The following is a 13,635-nucleotide window of genomic DNA, read 5'->3' as shown; positions in this document are numbered from 1 at the left end:
CGACGCTGCTGGGCACCGCGCCGGTCATCGAAGGCATGGCCACCTTGAGTGTGAGCTTCGGCACGCCGGGCGCGCATGCGGTGCGGGCGGAGTACAGCGGGGATGCGAACAACATCGGGCTGGGCAGCGCGGGGACGGTGGACTTCAGCGTCAGCACGCCGCCGGCGCCGGGCGGCAGCGGCACCACGGCCACGTATCAGTACGACCGCGTGGGCAATACGGTGGTGCGCACGGATCCGCGGGGCTACAGCCAGCACACGGTCTATGACGCGGCGGACCGGCCGCTGATGGACATCAATGCCGTGGGTGGTGTGCGCCAGCAGCGCTACAACGGGCTGGGCCTGCCGGTGCTGGTGTCGGATGCGGACGGGGTGGGGCAGCAGACCATTTATGACAATTTCGGGCGGGTTAATAAGAAGATCGATGGGTTTGGTAATGCCAAGGAATACAGCTTTGACTTGCCTGATGGAAGCTTTGGCAGCCTGGATTCGCCAACGGAAATCAAGACAGCAAGTCTTACCCAGAAGTACCGCTTCGATGCGGACGAGCGTCTGAGCAGTCAGCAGTTGCTAGACACCACGGCGTCCGGCGGTGCTGCCCGCGTGCAGAGTTTGAGCTATGACTTGGCGGGCAGAGTCATAGCTCGTACCGGTGGCTACGGCAAGGTAGAGAAGTTTGCGTATAACGCGTTCGGGAAAAGGACTGAGTCAGCCGATCGTTTGGGTGGTAAGACGTTGATTCGCTACGACGCGCGTGGCAACGTCATCGATGTAGAGAACGCAAAGGGCGCTCACTATGGGTTCGAGTACGACAAGGCGGACCGGTTAGTCAAGGAAGTGAAGCCGCTGGGGCAGACCACGCGCTATGAGTACGACGCCGGGGGCAACCTGCTGCGCAAGACGGATCCGCTGGGCCGACTGCAGAAGTACAGCTACGACGCCCAGAATCGCTTGACAGAAGTCCAGTATCTCGGCGCCGATAGCAGCCTGTGGCAGAAGGCCACCTTCCAGTGGCAGGACACCCTGCTGGTAGCCTGGGAAAGCTGGGACTACTTGCGCCCTGAAGGGCAGCAGCAGTCCAGCGCCACGCTGAGCTATGACGAGGAAGGGCGCAAGACCGGCGAGACGGTGAGCCTGCCCAACCCGGCGGGGGCTCGCTACAGCATGAGTTACCAGTACGGCTACAGCGCCGCCAGTCGCAAGACCAAGATCGTCTGGCCGGATGGCACGGAGCTGCAGTACGGCTATGCAGCGCACGGTGGGCTGGAGCGGGTGAGCATTCCCGGTACTGGCAGCTTGAGTGTGGGCGAATACCAAGAAGGTGTGGCCACCCTTTGGCAACTACCGGGCGGCGGCACGCGTACCTTGCAGATTGATGGCCTGAGACAGCTACGCGGCCAGACGGTCAAGAGCCCTACACAGCAGACCTCGCTGCAGTTGCAGAACAGTTTTGGCCTGGAGTCGGAGCTGCAGCGGCGCCAGCGTACCGATACCCTGGACGGTGCTACCAGCACAGACGATTTGACCGCTGTTCACGACGATGATCAGCGCTTGACTGAAGTCACGCGTAAGGGGAGCTTCAGCAACGAGACGGAACACTTCGTACTGGATGCGCTGGGCAACCGGACGGCGCACAGCCGCACGAGTGGGGATTGGACTTACGACGCCAATGACCGGCTCCTGCAGCAGGGCAGTGGCCCGAGCGCCATTCGCTACACCTATGACGATGCGGGCAATATGGTTCGGCGGGAGAGCCCGGGCAGGACGCTGGACTTTGGCTATGACGCCGAAAACCGGCTGATCTGGGTGCGTCAAGTGGACGGAGCGTGGGTGGCTCGGTATGGCTATGACCCGCTGGGGCGTCGCCTCTGGAAGGAGCAGTACCGAGACGGCGCAGGGCTGCCATTGGCTCAGGCCAAGCGCAGCTACTACCTCTACGCAGACGAGGGATTGCTGGCGGAGGCGCACCAAGTCATTGCCCTGGACGCCGAAGGTCAAGTCACGACCAGCGCGGCACCCGTGCTGCACACCCAGTATGGTCCACAGCCCGATGCTCCCTTCACGACGGCACTTTTGCTGGCAAAGACGCTGGACAGCAACGCGCAGCAGCAGCTGGCGTTCCTCCATAACGATCACCTGGGAGCGCCGCTACAGGCGACCAATTCCAAGGGCCAGCTCCTATGGGCGGCAGTGTATGAGCCGTTTGGCCAAGCGACAATCGTGTCACACACCCCCTCGGCGGAATGGCCGGTGGTTGAGATCAACCTGAGGTTGCCGGGGCAATATTGGGATGAAGAGACGGGACTCCACTACAATTTCCGTCGCATTTATTCCACGGTTGCTGGTCGATATATTCAGAATGATCCAATTGGTTTGATGGGCGGCATTAATGAATACGCCTATGTTTCAGGCAAGCCATTCAGTCATTTTGATCCAACCGGGCTTAGTGCATTAGGTGATGCGGGAGAAATTATCGGGTGCTGGGGAGGTCGTGTCGCGGGCGGAGCCATTGGAGAAGTTATTTTCCCCCCTGGCGGTGGATTTGTCGGTGCAATGATTGGATGTCGGGCGGGCAGAAGAGGTGGACGGGCTGCAGGTGAGTGGCTACACACGAAACTGTCTCCGCCATACCAAAAGGACGCCGAGGATGATAGTGATGCTCCCAATTTTGTGGATACGTTTGAAGCTATCGTAGACCGTCTGCGATATCACAATTTTTGTGATAAACCCCCTCCTAAAACCGGTGACAAATGCATGGACAGGCAGAGAAAGATTGATCACAAAAAGGAATGCATCGCGATGCGGCAGAAATTGGAAGATGACCACTACCCGCAAGGGAATCCAAAGCATCAGAGGCACATTAGGGCGCTAGTTAAGCAGTTAAATCGACTGGAAGAGATTCATAAGGAAGATCGTCGCTGCCAGGAGCGGCTTAAGGGCTTATGTAAATGATTGATTTCTCTAGTGATCCGCCAAATAGAGATGATTGGGGTGATGTCGAGATGGATCAAGACATGATTCATGCTTGGTCTATCTATGGTGGAAAGAAGTTGAAAGAGTTGGTCTCTCTGCCGGGTTTTGATTTCGAGATTAGGTGTGTTGATCTATTCGATATGCCGGACTCTGTATTTTGTTACTATGCCGAGGAATTCTTGAATTATCTTGTGCATGATGAGTCTGAGTCGAATGACTTTGGTCTGAAGGTTGCTGCGTATTTGGATGTTATGGAAATTAAGCGTGAGAGCGCTCCAGATCTATGCATTGTGTTCTGGAGGCGCTTGCTGCTATTGCTCGATAAGGTTGCAGAGAAAGTCGAGCGAAGTGAGATGGATGCTGATCTGAAGGCGATGTTGAGTGCGCAATTGTCAAAAATAAAAGCACTTGGCTGATTTGGAAAAATCCAATGTGTGAAGCTATGGATTGATATTTGCAAAATATTCGGTCGAACGCTGAGGTCGGGGTCAGGCCTTAAATGTTAATTACTCGAGACTTAAGGTCCAGCCTTAGTGCCGTCGGTAATTTTTGAATCAAAAGCCGCCTTCCCCATCCCCCACCATGCCCAGCAAAACCCTCCCCACCTGGCTCCAACTCCTCGCCATCCTCCTCATCGCCTGGCTGCTCAAAACCCAGGTCTTCAACCACCGCGAATCCAGCACCCCGAGCAGCAACTGGACCCCCGAGCAAATCCACGCCCTCGCCGCCACCGTCAAGGCCGAAGAAGTGGTCATGTACACCACCACCGAATGCGGCTACTGCCACCAGGCCAAGGCCTGGCTGAACCAATACGGTTTTGCCTATACCGAATGCAATATGTCCATCGACAGCCGCTGTGAATCCGAATTCGCGAGTTATCACGCGAATGGCACGCCCTTTCTGGTGCTGAACCGCCAGGGCCGCGAGCACCGCATGCACGACGGGTTTGATTCCGATGAATTCCTGGCGGCGCTGAGCCTCTGACGCGCTCGCGCCCTCCCTTTTCCCTAACGTAGTCCCAGCCGACCACGGCCGCTGCCGTGGGCCTCACCATGAGCTCTTTGACCGCCGACTTCGCAATCCCTCCGGCCCCGCAGCACCCTCGCGCGGCCTCACGCACGGGCTGGCAGCGCCTGGGTGCCCGCGTCGTGCGGGCGCTGGGCGCCGGCCTGTGGATGGCGGCGGTGGCCGTGCAGGCGCAGGAGACGGTCTGCGCCAAGGTCAAGATCGAGATCAAGCAGGAGCTGACGCTGGAGCGCCAGGCCTTCGATGCCGAGATGCGCATCATCAACAGCACCGACAGCAGCGTGCTGGAGAACGTGGGCGTGGTGGTCAAGGTGACGGATGAAGCGGGCACGCCCGTGCTGGTCTCGGACAACCCCAATGATCTGAACGCCAAGTTCTTCATCCGCCTCTCGGCCAAGAAGGACATCGGCGCGGCCGACGGCACGGGCATGGTCCGGCCCCGCAGCACGGCGGTGCTGAACTGGCTGCTGATCCCCGCGCCGGGCGCCGCGGGCAATGCGCCGCTGGGCAAGAAGTACCTGGTGGGCGCCACGCTGAGCTACCGCTACAACGGCGAGGACACGGTGCTGGATGTGGCGCCGGACGTCATCAAGGTCAAGCCCCTGCCCCAGCTGAGCCTGGACTACTTCCTGCCCGCCGAGGTGGAGGGCGACGACCCGCTGACGCCCGAGGTGGAGCCGGTGCAGCCCTTCACCCTGGGCCTGCGCGTCAAGAACAACGGCGTGGCCACGGCGAAGAACCTGGTCATCGATTCCGCCCAGCCCAAGATCATCGAGAACAAGCAGGACCTGCTGATCGGCTTCAAGCTGACGGGCAGCTATGTGGGCGACGTCCCCGCGCCCAACACGCTGCTGGCCAAGCTGGGCGATGTGCCGGGCAACAGCGCCAAGACGGCGCGCTGGATCATGGAGAGCACCCTCTCGGGCCGCTTCACCGAGTTCACCGCGAAGTTCAGCCATGCGGATGAACTGGGCGGCGCGATGACCTCGCTGCTGCAGGGCACGCAGGCGCACACGCTGGTGCGCGATGTGCGCGTGGACCTGCCGGGCCGCGACACGGTGCGCGACTTCCTGGCGCAGGACGGTGACGTGATGCGCGTCTACGAATCCGAAGGCCAGGACACCGTGGTCACCAACCACAGCGCCGTGGCCACGCTCGGCGCAGGCTCGGGCGGCAGCGGCTATGCGCTGAACTTCCCGGTCACGGCCGGCTTCGTCTACGCACGCCTGCCGGATCCGAATGCCGGTGTGCGCGCCCTGGGTGTGATCCAGCGTTCGGACGGCAAGGTGCTGGCGCCGGAGAACGTCTGGCTGAGCCGCACCCGCAACACCGAGACCAAGAAGTGGGAGTACTGGCTCAACGTCTTCGATGTGAACTCGACCGGGGTCTACAGCACCGAGTTCAAGGCGCCGCCCGTGGAGATCCAGCCGCCGGCCCTGCAGTTCATCGCGGACCGCACGGTGCAGGAGGGACAGCAGGTCTCCTTCCTGGTGGAGGCCAGCGGCAAGAACGGCAAGCCGGTGACGCTGACGGCCACCCCGCTGCCCACGGGCGCCAAGTGGCTGCCGCAGGCGGCAGATCCTGGCGCGCCGGCCCTGGCCCGCTCGGTGTTCGACTGGACGCCGGCCCGTGGCAGCAAGGGGGACTACCTCATCAACTACACGGCCAACGACGGCCTAATGAGCACCAGCCGCAGCGCCAAGATCACGGTCAAGGCGGCGCCGCTGCTGAAGCTGCCGGCCCTGCCGCGCGTGGTGTCGCCCCTGGCTGGCGCCCGCCAGGCCCTCAGCTGGACCGGCACCGAGTTCCAGGCCAACCCCTTGCCGCTGACGGCCGCCCTGGCCGGCGGCGAGTTCGACTCCGCCACCAGCCTGGTCTTCGAGCTCTACGACGACGCCGAGTACAGCCAGCTGCTGGCCTCGGCCACCGTGGCCCCGGTCAGTGTGGGCGGCGCGATGCAAGCCACCTGGTCGGTGGCGGCGGACTTCCGCCTCAACCGCAAGTACTGGTGGCGCGTGCGGGCCACGGACGGCACGCTGTCCAGCCCGTGGGTGGAGGCGTGGTTCTTCACCAATCAGGGTAACGCGACGCCGCCGCGGGTGGTGAAGCTGAGCGACAGCGCGCAGTACACCGTCGCTCAGCCCCTGCTCAGCTGGCGCCATACCGTGGATGGGGATGGCGATGCGGTCCGCTACGAGGCCCAGCTCTGCCGCAAGCAGGCTTCCGGCGAGGTGGTGCCCGCGGACAATGGGGCCTGCGGCTCCAATTCGGCAGGCACGGGCGACGTGCTGATCGCACGCTCGGGATGGATGCCGGGCGGGAATGACGGCGTTTCGTCCTGGCAGGTGCCCCTGCCGCTGGTGAAGGGCGTGGTCTACCGCTGGCTGGTCCTGGCCATGGACGCGCGCGGCGCGCGCAGCACGACGGCGATTCCCGTGTACACCATGGACGGCAACCGCCAGGTCTTCACCGTGGATCCCGCGGCGACGACCCCGGTCCGCGTGCTCCAGGGCCCGGCCGACAAGGCTGTCGTCAGCGGCACGAGTGTGACGTTGGCTGTGCAAACCAATCTGGCGAGTGAGCGCCTGGACCTGGATACCGTGGACAGCTTCGATTCCATGGACCGCCGCGGCAGCGCGCTGATCAGCGCGGTCAACGGCGTGGTGAGCTGGTCCCTCACCGACCTGCGGCCCGGCCAGACCTACTGGTGGCGGGTGAATCAGACCAAGGTGGGCGGGCGCGCCGAGGTGCGCAGCTTCCGCATGAGCGGGCCGAACCAGGCCCCCAGCGTGCCCACCTTGCGTAACCCGGCCCAGGGCGCCTGGGTCACGTCGACGCACCCGGTGCTGCTGGCGGGTCTCTCCAAGGACCCCGAAGGCCAGGCCGTGCAATACGAATTCGAGCTCTTCGCCGATGCGGCGCTGAGCACTCGGCTGGCGGGTGCCTTGCAGGCGTCGCCGAGCTGGCAGGTGCCGGTCGATCTGGCTGACGGGGTCGAGGCCTGGTGGCGCGTGCGCGCCGTGGACAACGAGGGCCTGGCCAGCGCCTGGTCGTCGGTGGGGCGCTTCAGCATGCGCTGGTCGCAGCAGCAGGCCGTTGCACTGGCGCTGGCCTATCCGGACCGCCCGATGATGCCCGTGGTGGACGGCAGCACCAAGGTGCAGCCCATCCGTTGGGAGGTGTCGGCCATCGACGCCGATGTGCAGGTCGCGCTGTACTACAAGAAGGTGACGCCCGGCTCGGCAGCGCCGGAGGACAGCCGTACGGTGTTCAACGGCCAGCTGATTGCGGACGGGATCAAGCCCGCGCCGGGCCAGCGCAGCGGCGAATGGATGTGGGACGTCAGCGCGCTGCCGACCGGCACCTACTACGTCTACGCCCTCGCGACCTCGGCGCAGGGGCAGGGCCAGGTCTTTGCCCCGGGGGCGCTGGTCATCCCCAGCACCAACCAACGGGCCCAGCTCACGATGACGCGGCCGACACCCATTTACGAGAGCACGCGGGTGAGCCTGCCGGTGAGCTACAACGGCATGGGCACGGCGCCGGTGAGCCTGGATGTGACCAGCGGGGAGCTGACCCTGGTGGAGGGCAGCCGCGTGCTGACCACGGGAAACGCCGGCAATGCCTCGGTGGAGGTGAGCTATGGCCGGCAGTGCATGTCCACCTATGTCAAGGACTTCCTGACCGTGGGCAGCCTGGTCTCCGAAGACCCGGACCTGATGGGCCGCCAGCTCGTCGGATCCTTGACAGGGCTGGTCCATCTCTCCAAGAACAATGTCGGCTCCGGCAACCCGGAGTCCTACATCCGCCTCTGCAACATCCGCGTGCTGAGCGAGACCAAGGTCAGCGCCACCTCGTCGGACTATGTGATCTCGGCCGACCTGGGCAATCTGTACCGTCTGGTCCATGCCGTCACGGCGAAACCTCAGGTGGGGGCGCCCATCGGGGGTGCCCAGTGCCCGACCATCGAGGCCAGCAGTGGCGAACTGAAGTTCGGCTTCAGCGAGGCCGGACAGGTGGTGAAAACGGCATCGACGGTGACGGTCCGCGCCAAGTCGGGGCTGTCGCGCGCGAGCATGGCGTTTTGCGGCCCAGCGTGGATTCTGACCGTCACTGAGACGCCGTAGCCCGCCTGGGCTGGGCTTTGAGAGGGGGGCAGCTAAAATCCCGCCCGGCCAAACGAGGAGGGCCACAAATGAAAACAACAGGGAGGGTGGCGCCGCTGCTGGCCTCAGCGCGTGCCCAGCAGGCCTTCACCTTGCTGGAACTGCTGGTGGTGATGGTCATCATCGGCCTGCTGGCGGCCTATGTGGGGCCGCGCTATTTCGGGCAGATCGGCAAGTCCGAACGGGGCGTTGCGCGGGCACAGCTGGATGCCTTTGCCAAGGCGCTGGACGCCTACCGGCTGGACACCGGCCACTACCCGAGCTCAGAGCAGGGTCTGGCCGCCCTGCTGGGGCGCCCGGGTGGCGAAGTGCGCTGGTCCGGCCCGTATCTGCAGAAGGCTCTGCCGCAGGACCCTTGGGGCAACGCCTATGTGTACCGCTCGCCGGCTGCAGACGGGGGCGACTACGACCTGCTGTCCCTGGGCCAGGACGGCCGTGCCGGCGGCGAAGGGCCGGCGGCGGACATCAGCTACCGCTGAGCCCCGGCATGACGACGACGCAGTCTCTGCGCGAGGCCGGCAGCGGTGTGCGCCTGCGGGTGCTCGACAGCGCCGGTGTGGAGCAGTCCCTGCACATGCCAGGGCTGGATGAGCATGCCGCCCTGCGGCAGGCGCGCTTGCGCGGCTGGCGCGTGCTGGGCGTGGAGGCGCTGCCGTTCGAGCAGGCCAGGCCCGACGGCACCGGAGATCGCGGGCCGCGCCTCTCCCTGCTGCTCTTCAGCCAGGAGCTGCTGGCCCTGCTCAATGCTGGGCTGACCCTGCCGGAGGCCCTGGCGGCCTTGGTGGCCAAGGAGCGCAGCGGCGCGGCGCGCCAGGTCCTGCAGGGCGTGCTGGACGGGCTGGAGGTGGGGCGCAATTTCTCTGACGTGCTGCAAGCCATGCCGGCGCACTTCCCGCCCATCTATGTGGCCACCATCCGTGCGGCGGAGCGCACCGGAGACCTGCCGCAGGCCCTGCGCCGCTACGTGGGCTACCAGCAGCAGTTCGAGGAGCTGCGCAAGAAGCTGGTCTCGGCGGCCATCTACCCCGCCATGCTGCTGATCGTTGGCACCTTCGTCATGCTCTTCCTGCTGGGCTATGTGGTGCCGCGCTTCTCGGTGGTCTACGAGAGTGCGGGCAAGGACATGCCCTGGTTGTCCATGCTGTTGCTGGAGTTCGGCAAGACGCTCTATGCCCACTGGGCATTGGGCCTCGCAGCGGTGGTTGGCGTGCTTGCGAGCATCGGCCTGCTGCTGGCGCGGGCGTCGGGCCGGGCCTGGCTGTTGGGCTGGGTGTTGCGAGTGCCGGTGCTGGCCCGCAAGGCGCAGGAGTTCCGACTGGCGCGCTTCTACCGGGCGCTGGGCCTGCTGCTGGTGTCCGGCATCTCTCTGCCGCGGGCCCTGGGCATGGTGCGCGGTCTGCTGGACGCGGCGCAGCAAGGCCAGCTGCAGGACTGCCTGACCGCGGTCACGCAGGGCCGCATGTTCTCCGACGCACTGATCGCTGCCGGGCTGGCCAATCCCATTGCCGAGTCCCTGATCAAGGTGGGCGAGCGCTCGGGCCAGCTGGCCGAGATGCTGGAGCGCAGCGCGCAGTTCGCCGACGACGAGTTCGCCCGCTGGGTGGACTGGGCATCGCGCCTGCTGGAGCCCCTGTTGATGACCCTGATCGGCGCGGTGATCGGCACGGTGGTGGTCCTGATGTACATGCCGATCTTTGACATGGCCAACAGCTTGCAATGAGTACCCATCCACAGCCCCCGCTGGACGAGGCCCTGCTGCACCGTGCCCGTGCCCACTGCCAGGCAGGCGGCGGCACGATGCTGGAGGCCGTTGCCCACTGCCTGGCCCTGGATCTTGCCTCGACGCTGGGCGCTCTGGCCGGCCACTGGGGCCTGCCGATGCTGAGCATGCGTGAGCTGCAGTCCCACGCCGCTGTCTTCGACTGGATCCCCTTTGCCGAATGCGCGCAGCGCGGTTGCCTGCCTCTACGCAGCGAGCAGGGCGTGGTCCTGCTGGTGCTGCTGGACCCCTGGGATGTGACGACCGAGGAGTGGGCGGTCCAGCGCTGCGCGGACCACGGCGCCGAGGCCACCCTGGCCCTGGCCCTGCCCGATGATGTCAGCGCCTTCCTGGCCCAGCAGGAGCGGGCCCTGCGGGCGCTGGACGGCTTCGATGGCGGTGACGCCGAGGCCGGCGAGGAAGAGGTGGCCGCGGTCATCACGCTGGCCTCCATCAACGAGGACAGCAACCCCGTCGTGAAGCTGGTCAACTCGACCATCTATGACGCGCTGAAGCTGCAGGCCAGCGACATCCACATGGAGTGCGATGCCGGCTGGCTGCGCGTGCTGTACCGGATCGATGGCGTTCTGGTGCCCATCACCGAGGTGCAGAGCGCGGAGATGGCCGAGCAGGCCATCTCGCGGATCAAAGTGATGGCCGAGCTGGACATCGCTGAACGCCGCGTGCCCCAGGACGGCCGTTTCAAGGTGCGCATCAATGGGCGGGACATCGACTTTCGCGTCTCCGTCATGCCCAACATCTTCGGCGAGGACGCGGTGCTGCGTCTGCTGGACCGGCAGGCCTTGACGGAAGAGGCCCGCACCCTGACCCTGGATCGCCTGGGCCTGGACGGCGAGGCCATCGAGACACTGCGCCGCCTCTCCGGCAAGCCGCACGGCATGGTGCTGGTGACGGGCCCCACCGGCTCGGGCAAGACGACCACCCTCTACGCCGCCATCACTGAGATCCACACCGGCCGCGACAAGATCGTCACCATCGAGGACCCGGTCGAGTACCGCCTGCCGCGCGTGCTGCAGATTCCGGTGAACGAGAAGAAGGGCCTCACCTTTGCCCGCGGCCTGCGCTCCATCCTGCGCCACGACCCGGACAAGATCATGGTGGGCGAGATCCGCGATGACGAGACCGCGCAGATCGCGGTACAAGCCGCGCTGACCGGCCACCTGGTGTTCACCACCGTTCACGCCAACAACGTCTTCGATGTGCTCGGCCGCTTCCTGCACATGGGCGTCGATGCCTACAGCTTTGCCGCGGCGCTCAACGGCATCCTGGCCCAGCGGCTCATCCGCCAAAACTGCCCGCATTGCAGCGAGCCCGAGCAGCCCTCGCGCGAGCTGCTGAGCCGCGTGGGTCTGCTGCATCAGGACATGCAGGGCTGGCAGCTGCGGGCCGGCCGCGGCTGTGGCCACTGCCGCGGCGTGGGCTACAAAGGCCGCAAGGCCGTGGCCGAGCTGCTTGTGCTGGATGATCGCCTGCGGGAGATGATCGCCGACCGGGCGCCGGTGTCCGCCCTGCGTGCCTATGCGGCGGAACGGCAAGGCTGGGTGAGCTTGCAGGAGCGGGCCCTGCAGTGGGTGGCGCAGGGGCACACGACGCTGGAGGAGTGGCACCGTGTCGCAGGCTGAGTCCAGGCGCCGGCAGGCGCATTGCCCGCTGCTCCTCGCCGTCCGGCGCCAGGAGCTGGCCCTGGCCTGGTCGGAGGATGGGCAGGCGCGGTCACTGCACATTCCCTTGCCTGTCGTTGAGCAGTCCTCCTGCGGCGACAGGCCTTCGTTGCAAGCCCAGGCTGCGCGGGACGCCCTGCAGGCGCTGAGTCAGGCGCAGGGTCTGCCGGCGCGGGCGACGCTGCACGTGGTGTTCGAGCCTCCCTGGCTGCTCCACATGACAGTGCCGTGGTCCGCGCAACTGCTGAGCTCGGCGCAGGCCGACGCCTACGTGAATCGCTGCGCGATCGAGGCGGGATGGGATCTCGGCCGGTGGCAGCTGCATGTCGATGACGCCCCCTATGGGCAGCCGCGCCTGGCCATTGCCTACCCGCTGGGCTGGATCGAAGCGCTGCGGGCCAGCGCACAGGCACAGGGCTGGCTGCCCGGCCGCATGACCGGCCTCAGCGTGCTGGCCTGGCGGGAGGCCCGGCGCCAGACGGGGGCCGTCAGGCAGCTGGTGCTGGCCGGGGAGCGGGACACGCTGTTCCTAGCGGGTCCAAACCACCTGGAGTCGGTGCATGCGGTGAGTGCCCTGCGGGCCCCGCCGCGTGAGGAGGACCTGCTGAAGCAGTGGCAGCGCCTGCGGTGGCGCCAGCCCTCCTGGACGGACGGTGATACGAGGCTGCATGGCCTGCTGGCTGGTGCACAGGCCGAGCCGCCAGTGGCCAGGGAGCGGCTGGACTGGCTGCCGGCCGCTCCAGGCGAGGGGCCCGCCGTCTTTCGATGGCTGCGGGCGGGCCTGCAGGAGCGCAGCGCCCTGGATGCCCGGTCCCCCGCGCCAAGGGGGGCCCTGCTGCATGGCCTGGCTCTTGCGGCTGTGCTGAGCCTGGGCCTCGTGATGCTGCTCGCGGCGCACCGCCTGCATGGCAAGGAATCAGTGCTGGCCGGACAGACCGCCCAGATGGGCCTGCGCTCCGATGCGCAGCCGCAGTTGCAGAAGCAGGATCCCAAGGCCGCCGAAGCTCTGGCCGCAGTACGTCGGCAGCTGCGTGCGCCCTATTCTGATCTGCTGGCGGTGCTCCTGCCCCCGCGGGACATCGATGTGGCCTTGCTGGATCTGGAATTCGGTCACTCCTTCGCTGCACCGGGTGCCCGGAAGGTGAAGCTTCAGCTTGAAGGTAGGACGGCCCTGGACATGACCCGCTACATGGCCTATCTGGACCACCGCGGGCCTCTGGGTGCCGTCGTGCTGACCCAACATGCCCTGCGCCAGGACAAGGCCGAGGAACGCTACCGCTTCACCTTGGAGCTCACATGGCAACGATGAGTCGCGTCACCGGTGCCGCAGGCCGCCAGCGCTGGCAATGGGCCCTGACCCAGGCCGTGGCGCGCCTGCGCCGCAGCTGGGGGGCATGGATCTGGGGCTGGGCTTTGGCGGGCTTGCTGCTGGCGGCGTCGGCGCTGCTGTGGTCCTGGCAGCAGCAGCGCCTGCTGGACCAGCAGATCGCCTGGCAGCTGGCGGGCGAGCGTGTGCGTGCGGCCGCCCGTCCTGCGTCTCAGACCGACGCCCCCCTGCTCGACATCAGCCTTGCCTCGCACGCGCAGGTGCCTGAGCTGCTGGGGCAACTGCTGACCCAGGCCAGCGAGCAGGGCCTGCGTGTCGATGGGGGCAGCTACCAGTGGCAGCAGCGCGATTCGGAGCCCTTGCAGCGCTTCGTGATGACCCTGCCGCTGAAGGGGAGCGCCTCGTCGCTGTTCGCCTTCATCCAGGCCGCGACGCGCGGCAATGGCAGCCTGGCCCTTGAGGCGGCCGCCATCAAGCGAGCCAGCGTCGATGCCGAGCAGGTGGAGGCGCAACTGCGCTGGGTGATGTACGTGGCCCCGGATGTTGCCGTCGGCAGGAGCAAGCCATGAGTGCCGTGCGGCCCTGGCGTCGTGCCGCCCTGTGGGCCCTGCTGCTGGCGGTGCTGTATGCCGCCTGGCGGGCTCCGCCGGCCCAGGACGAGGTGGTGGCGCCCGTCGCGCGTGCCGCGTCGCCGGCGCCACTG

General features: G+C 65.8%; 9 protein-coding genes. All 9 read left to right on the top strand.

All coding sequences use genetic code 11. The annotated features are described in order from the left end of the window. Positions 1–2,951: RHS repeat-associated core domain-containing protein (locus H5407_RS22710; protein ID WP_183106780.1), on the top strand; the 2,951-nt coding region annotated here is incomplete at its 5' end. Further along, positions 2,948–3,388, top strand: a complete 441-nt coding sequence (locus tag H5407_RS22705) for a hypothetical protein (protein ID WP_183106779.1) — start codon at positions 2,948–2,950, stop codon at positions 3,386–3,388. The genes H5407_RS22710 and H5407_RS22705, both read left to right, overlap by 4 nt. Positions 3,389–3,554: 166 nt before the next feature. After that, positions 3,555–3,956 (top strand): glutaredoxin family protein, encoded by a 402-nt coding sequence (locus H5407_RS22700; RefSeq protein ID WP_183106778.1) that lies wholly within the window; start codon positions 3,555–3,557, stop codon positions 3,954–3,956. Between the two features lie 68 nt (positions 3,957–4,024). Continuing rightward, a complete protein-coding gene (locus H5407_RS22695; protein ID WP_183106777.1) occupies positions 4,025–8,125 on the top strand; it encodes a hypothetical protein in 4,101 nt (1,366 codons plus the stop codon). A gap of 68 nt (positions 8,126–8,193) precedes the next feature. Then, positions 8,194–8,643 (top strand): type II secretion system major pseudopilin GspG, encoded by a 450-nt coding sequence (gene gspG, locus H5407_RS22690; protein ID WP_183106776.1) that lies wholly within the window; start codon positions 8,194–8,196, stop codon positions 8,641–8,643. Between the two features lie 8 nt (positions 8,644–8,651). Next, positions 8,652–9,884: a type II secretion system F family protein gene (locus H5407_RS22685; RefSeq protein ID WP_183106775.1), complete on the top strand. Its 1,233-nt coding sequence runs from the start codon at positions 8,652–8,654 to the stop codon at positions 9,882–9,884. Further along, positions 9,881–11,566, top strand: a complete 1,686-nt coding sequence (locus H5407_RS22680; RefSeq protein WP_220800751.1) for a GspE/PulE family protein — start codon at positions 9,881–9,883, stop codon at positions 11,564–11,566. Before H5407_RS22685 ends, H5407_RS22680 begins: the two co-directional genes overlap by 4 nt. Next, positions 11,553–12,914, top strand: coding sequence for a hypothetical protein (locus tag H5407_RS22675; RefSeq protein ID WP_183106774.1), 1,362 nt, complete (start codon positions 11,553–11,555; stop codon positions 12,912–12,914). Before H5407_RS22680 ends, H5407_RS22675 begins: the two co-directional genes overlap by 14 nt. Beyond that, the gene (locus tag H5407_RS22670; protein WP_183106773.1) at positions 12,902–13,501 is read left to right on the top strand and encodes a hypothetical protein; all 600 of its coding nucleotides are present in this window, start codon (positions 12,902–12,904) and stop codon (positions 13,499–13,501) included. Before H5407_RS22675 ends, H5407_RS22670 begins: the two co-directional genes overlap by 13 nt. The last annotated feature ends 134 nt before the right edge of the window (positions 13,502–13,635 follow it).

It is taken from the genome of Mitsuaria sp. WAJ17 (assembly GCF_014174515.1).
In the GTDB taxonomy this organism is placed as follows: Bacteria; Pseudomonadota; Gammaproteobacteria; order Burkholderiales; family Burkholderiaceae_C; genus Roseateles_B.
This window is presented reverse-complemented; position numbering and strand designations above follow the sequence as displayed.

What these genes read in the sequence shown, in the direction of transcription:
- gspG (WP_183106776.1), top strand. Translation starts at nt 8,194, where the DNA reads ATGAAAACAACAGGGAGGGTGGCGCCGCTGCTGGCCTCAGCGCGTGCC.
- H5407_RS22685 (WP_183106775.1), top strand. Translation starts at nt 8,652, where the DNA reads ATGACGACGACGCAGTCTCTGCGCGAGGCCGGCAGCGGTGTGCGCCTG.
- H5407_RS22695 (WP_183106777.1), top strand. Translation starts at nt 4,025, where the DNA reads ATGAGCTCTTTGACCGCCGACTTCGCAATCCCTCCGGCCCCGCAGCAC.
- H5407_RS22670 (WP_183106773.1), top strand. Translation starts at nt 12,902, where the DNA reads ATGGCAACGATGAGTCGCGTCACCGGTGCCGCAGGCCGCCAGCGCTGG.
- H5407_RS22700 (WP_183106778.1), top strand. Translation starts at nt 3,555, where the DNA reads ATGCCCAGCAAAACCCTCCCCACCTGGCTCCAACTCCTCGCCATCCTC.
- H5407_RS22705 (WP_183106779.1), top strand. Translation starts at nt 2,948, where the DNA reads ATGATTGATTTCTCTAGTGATCCGCCAAATAGAGATGATTGGGGTGAT.
- H5407_RS22680 (WP_220800751.1), top strand. Translation starts at nt 9,881, where the DNA reads ATGAGTACCCATCCACAGCCCCCGCTGGACGAGGCCCTGCTGCACCGT.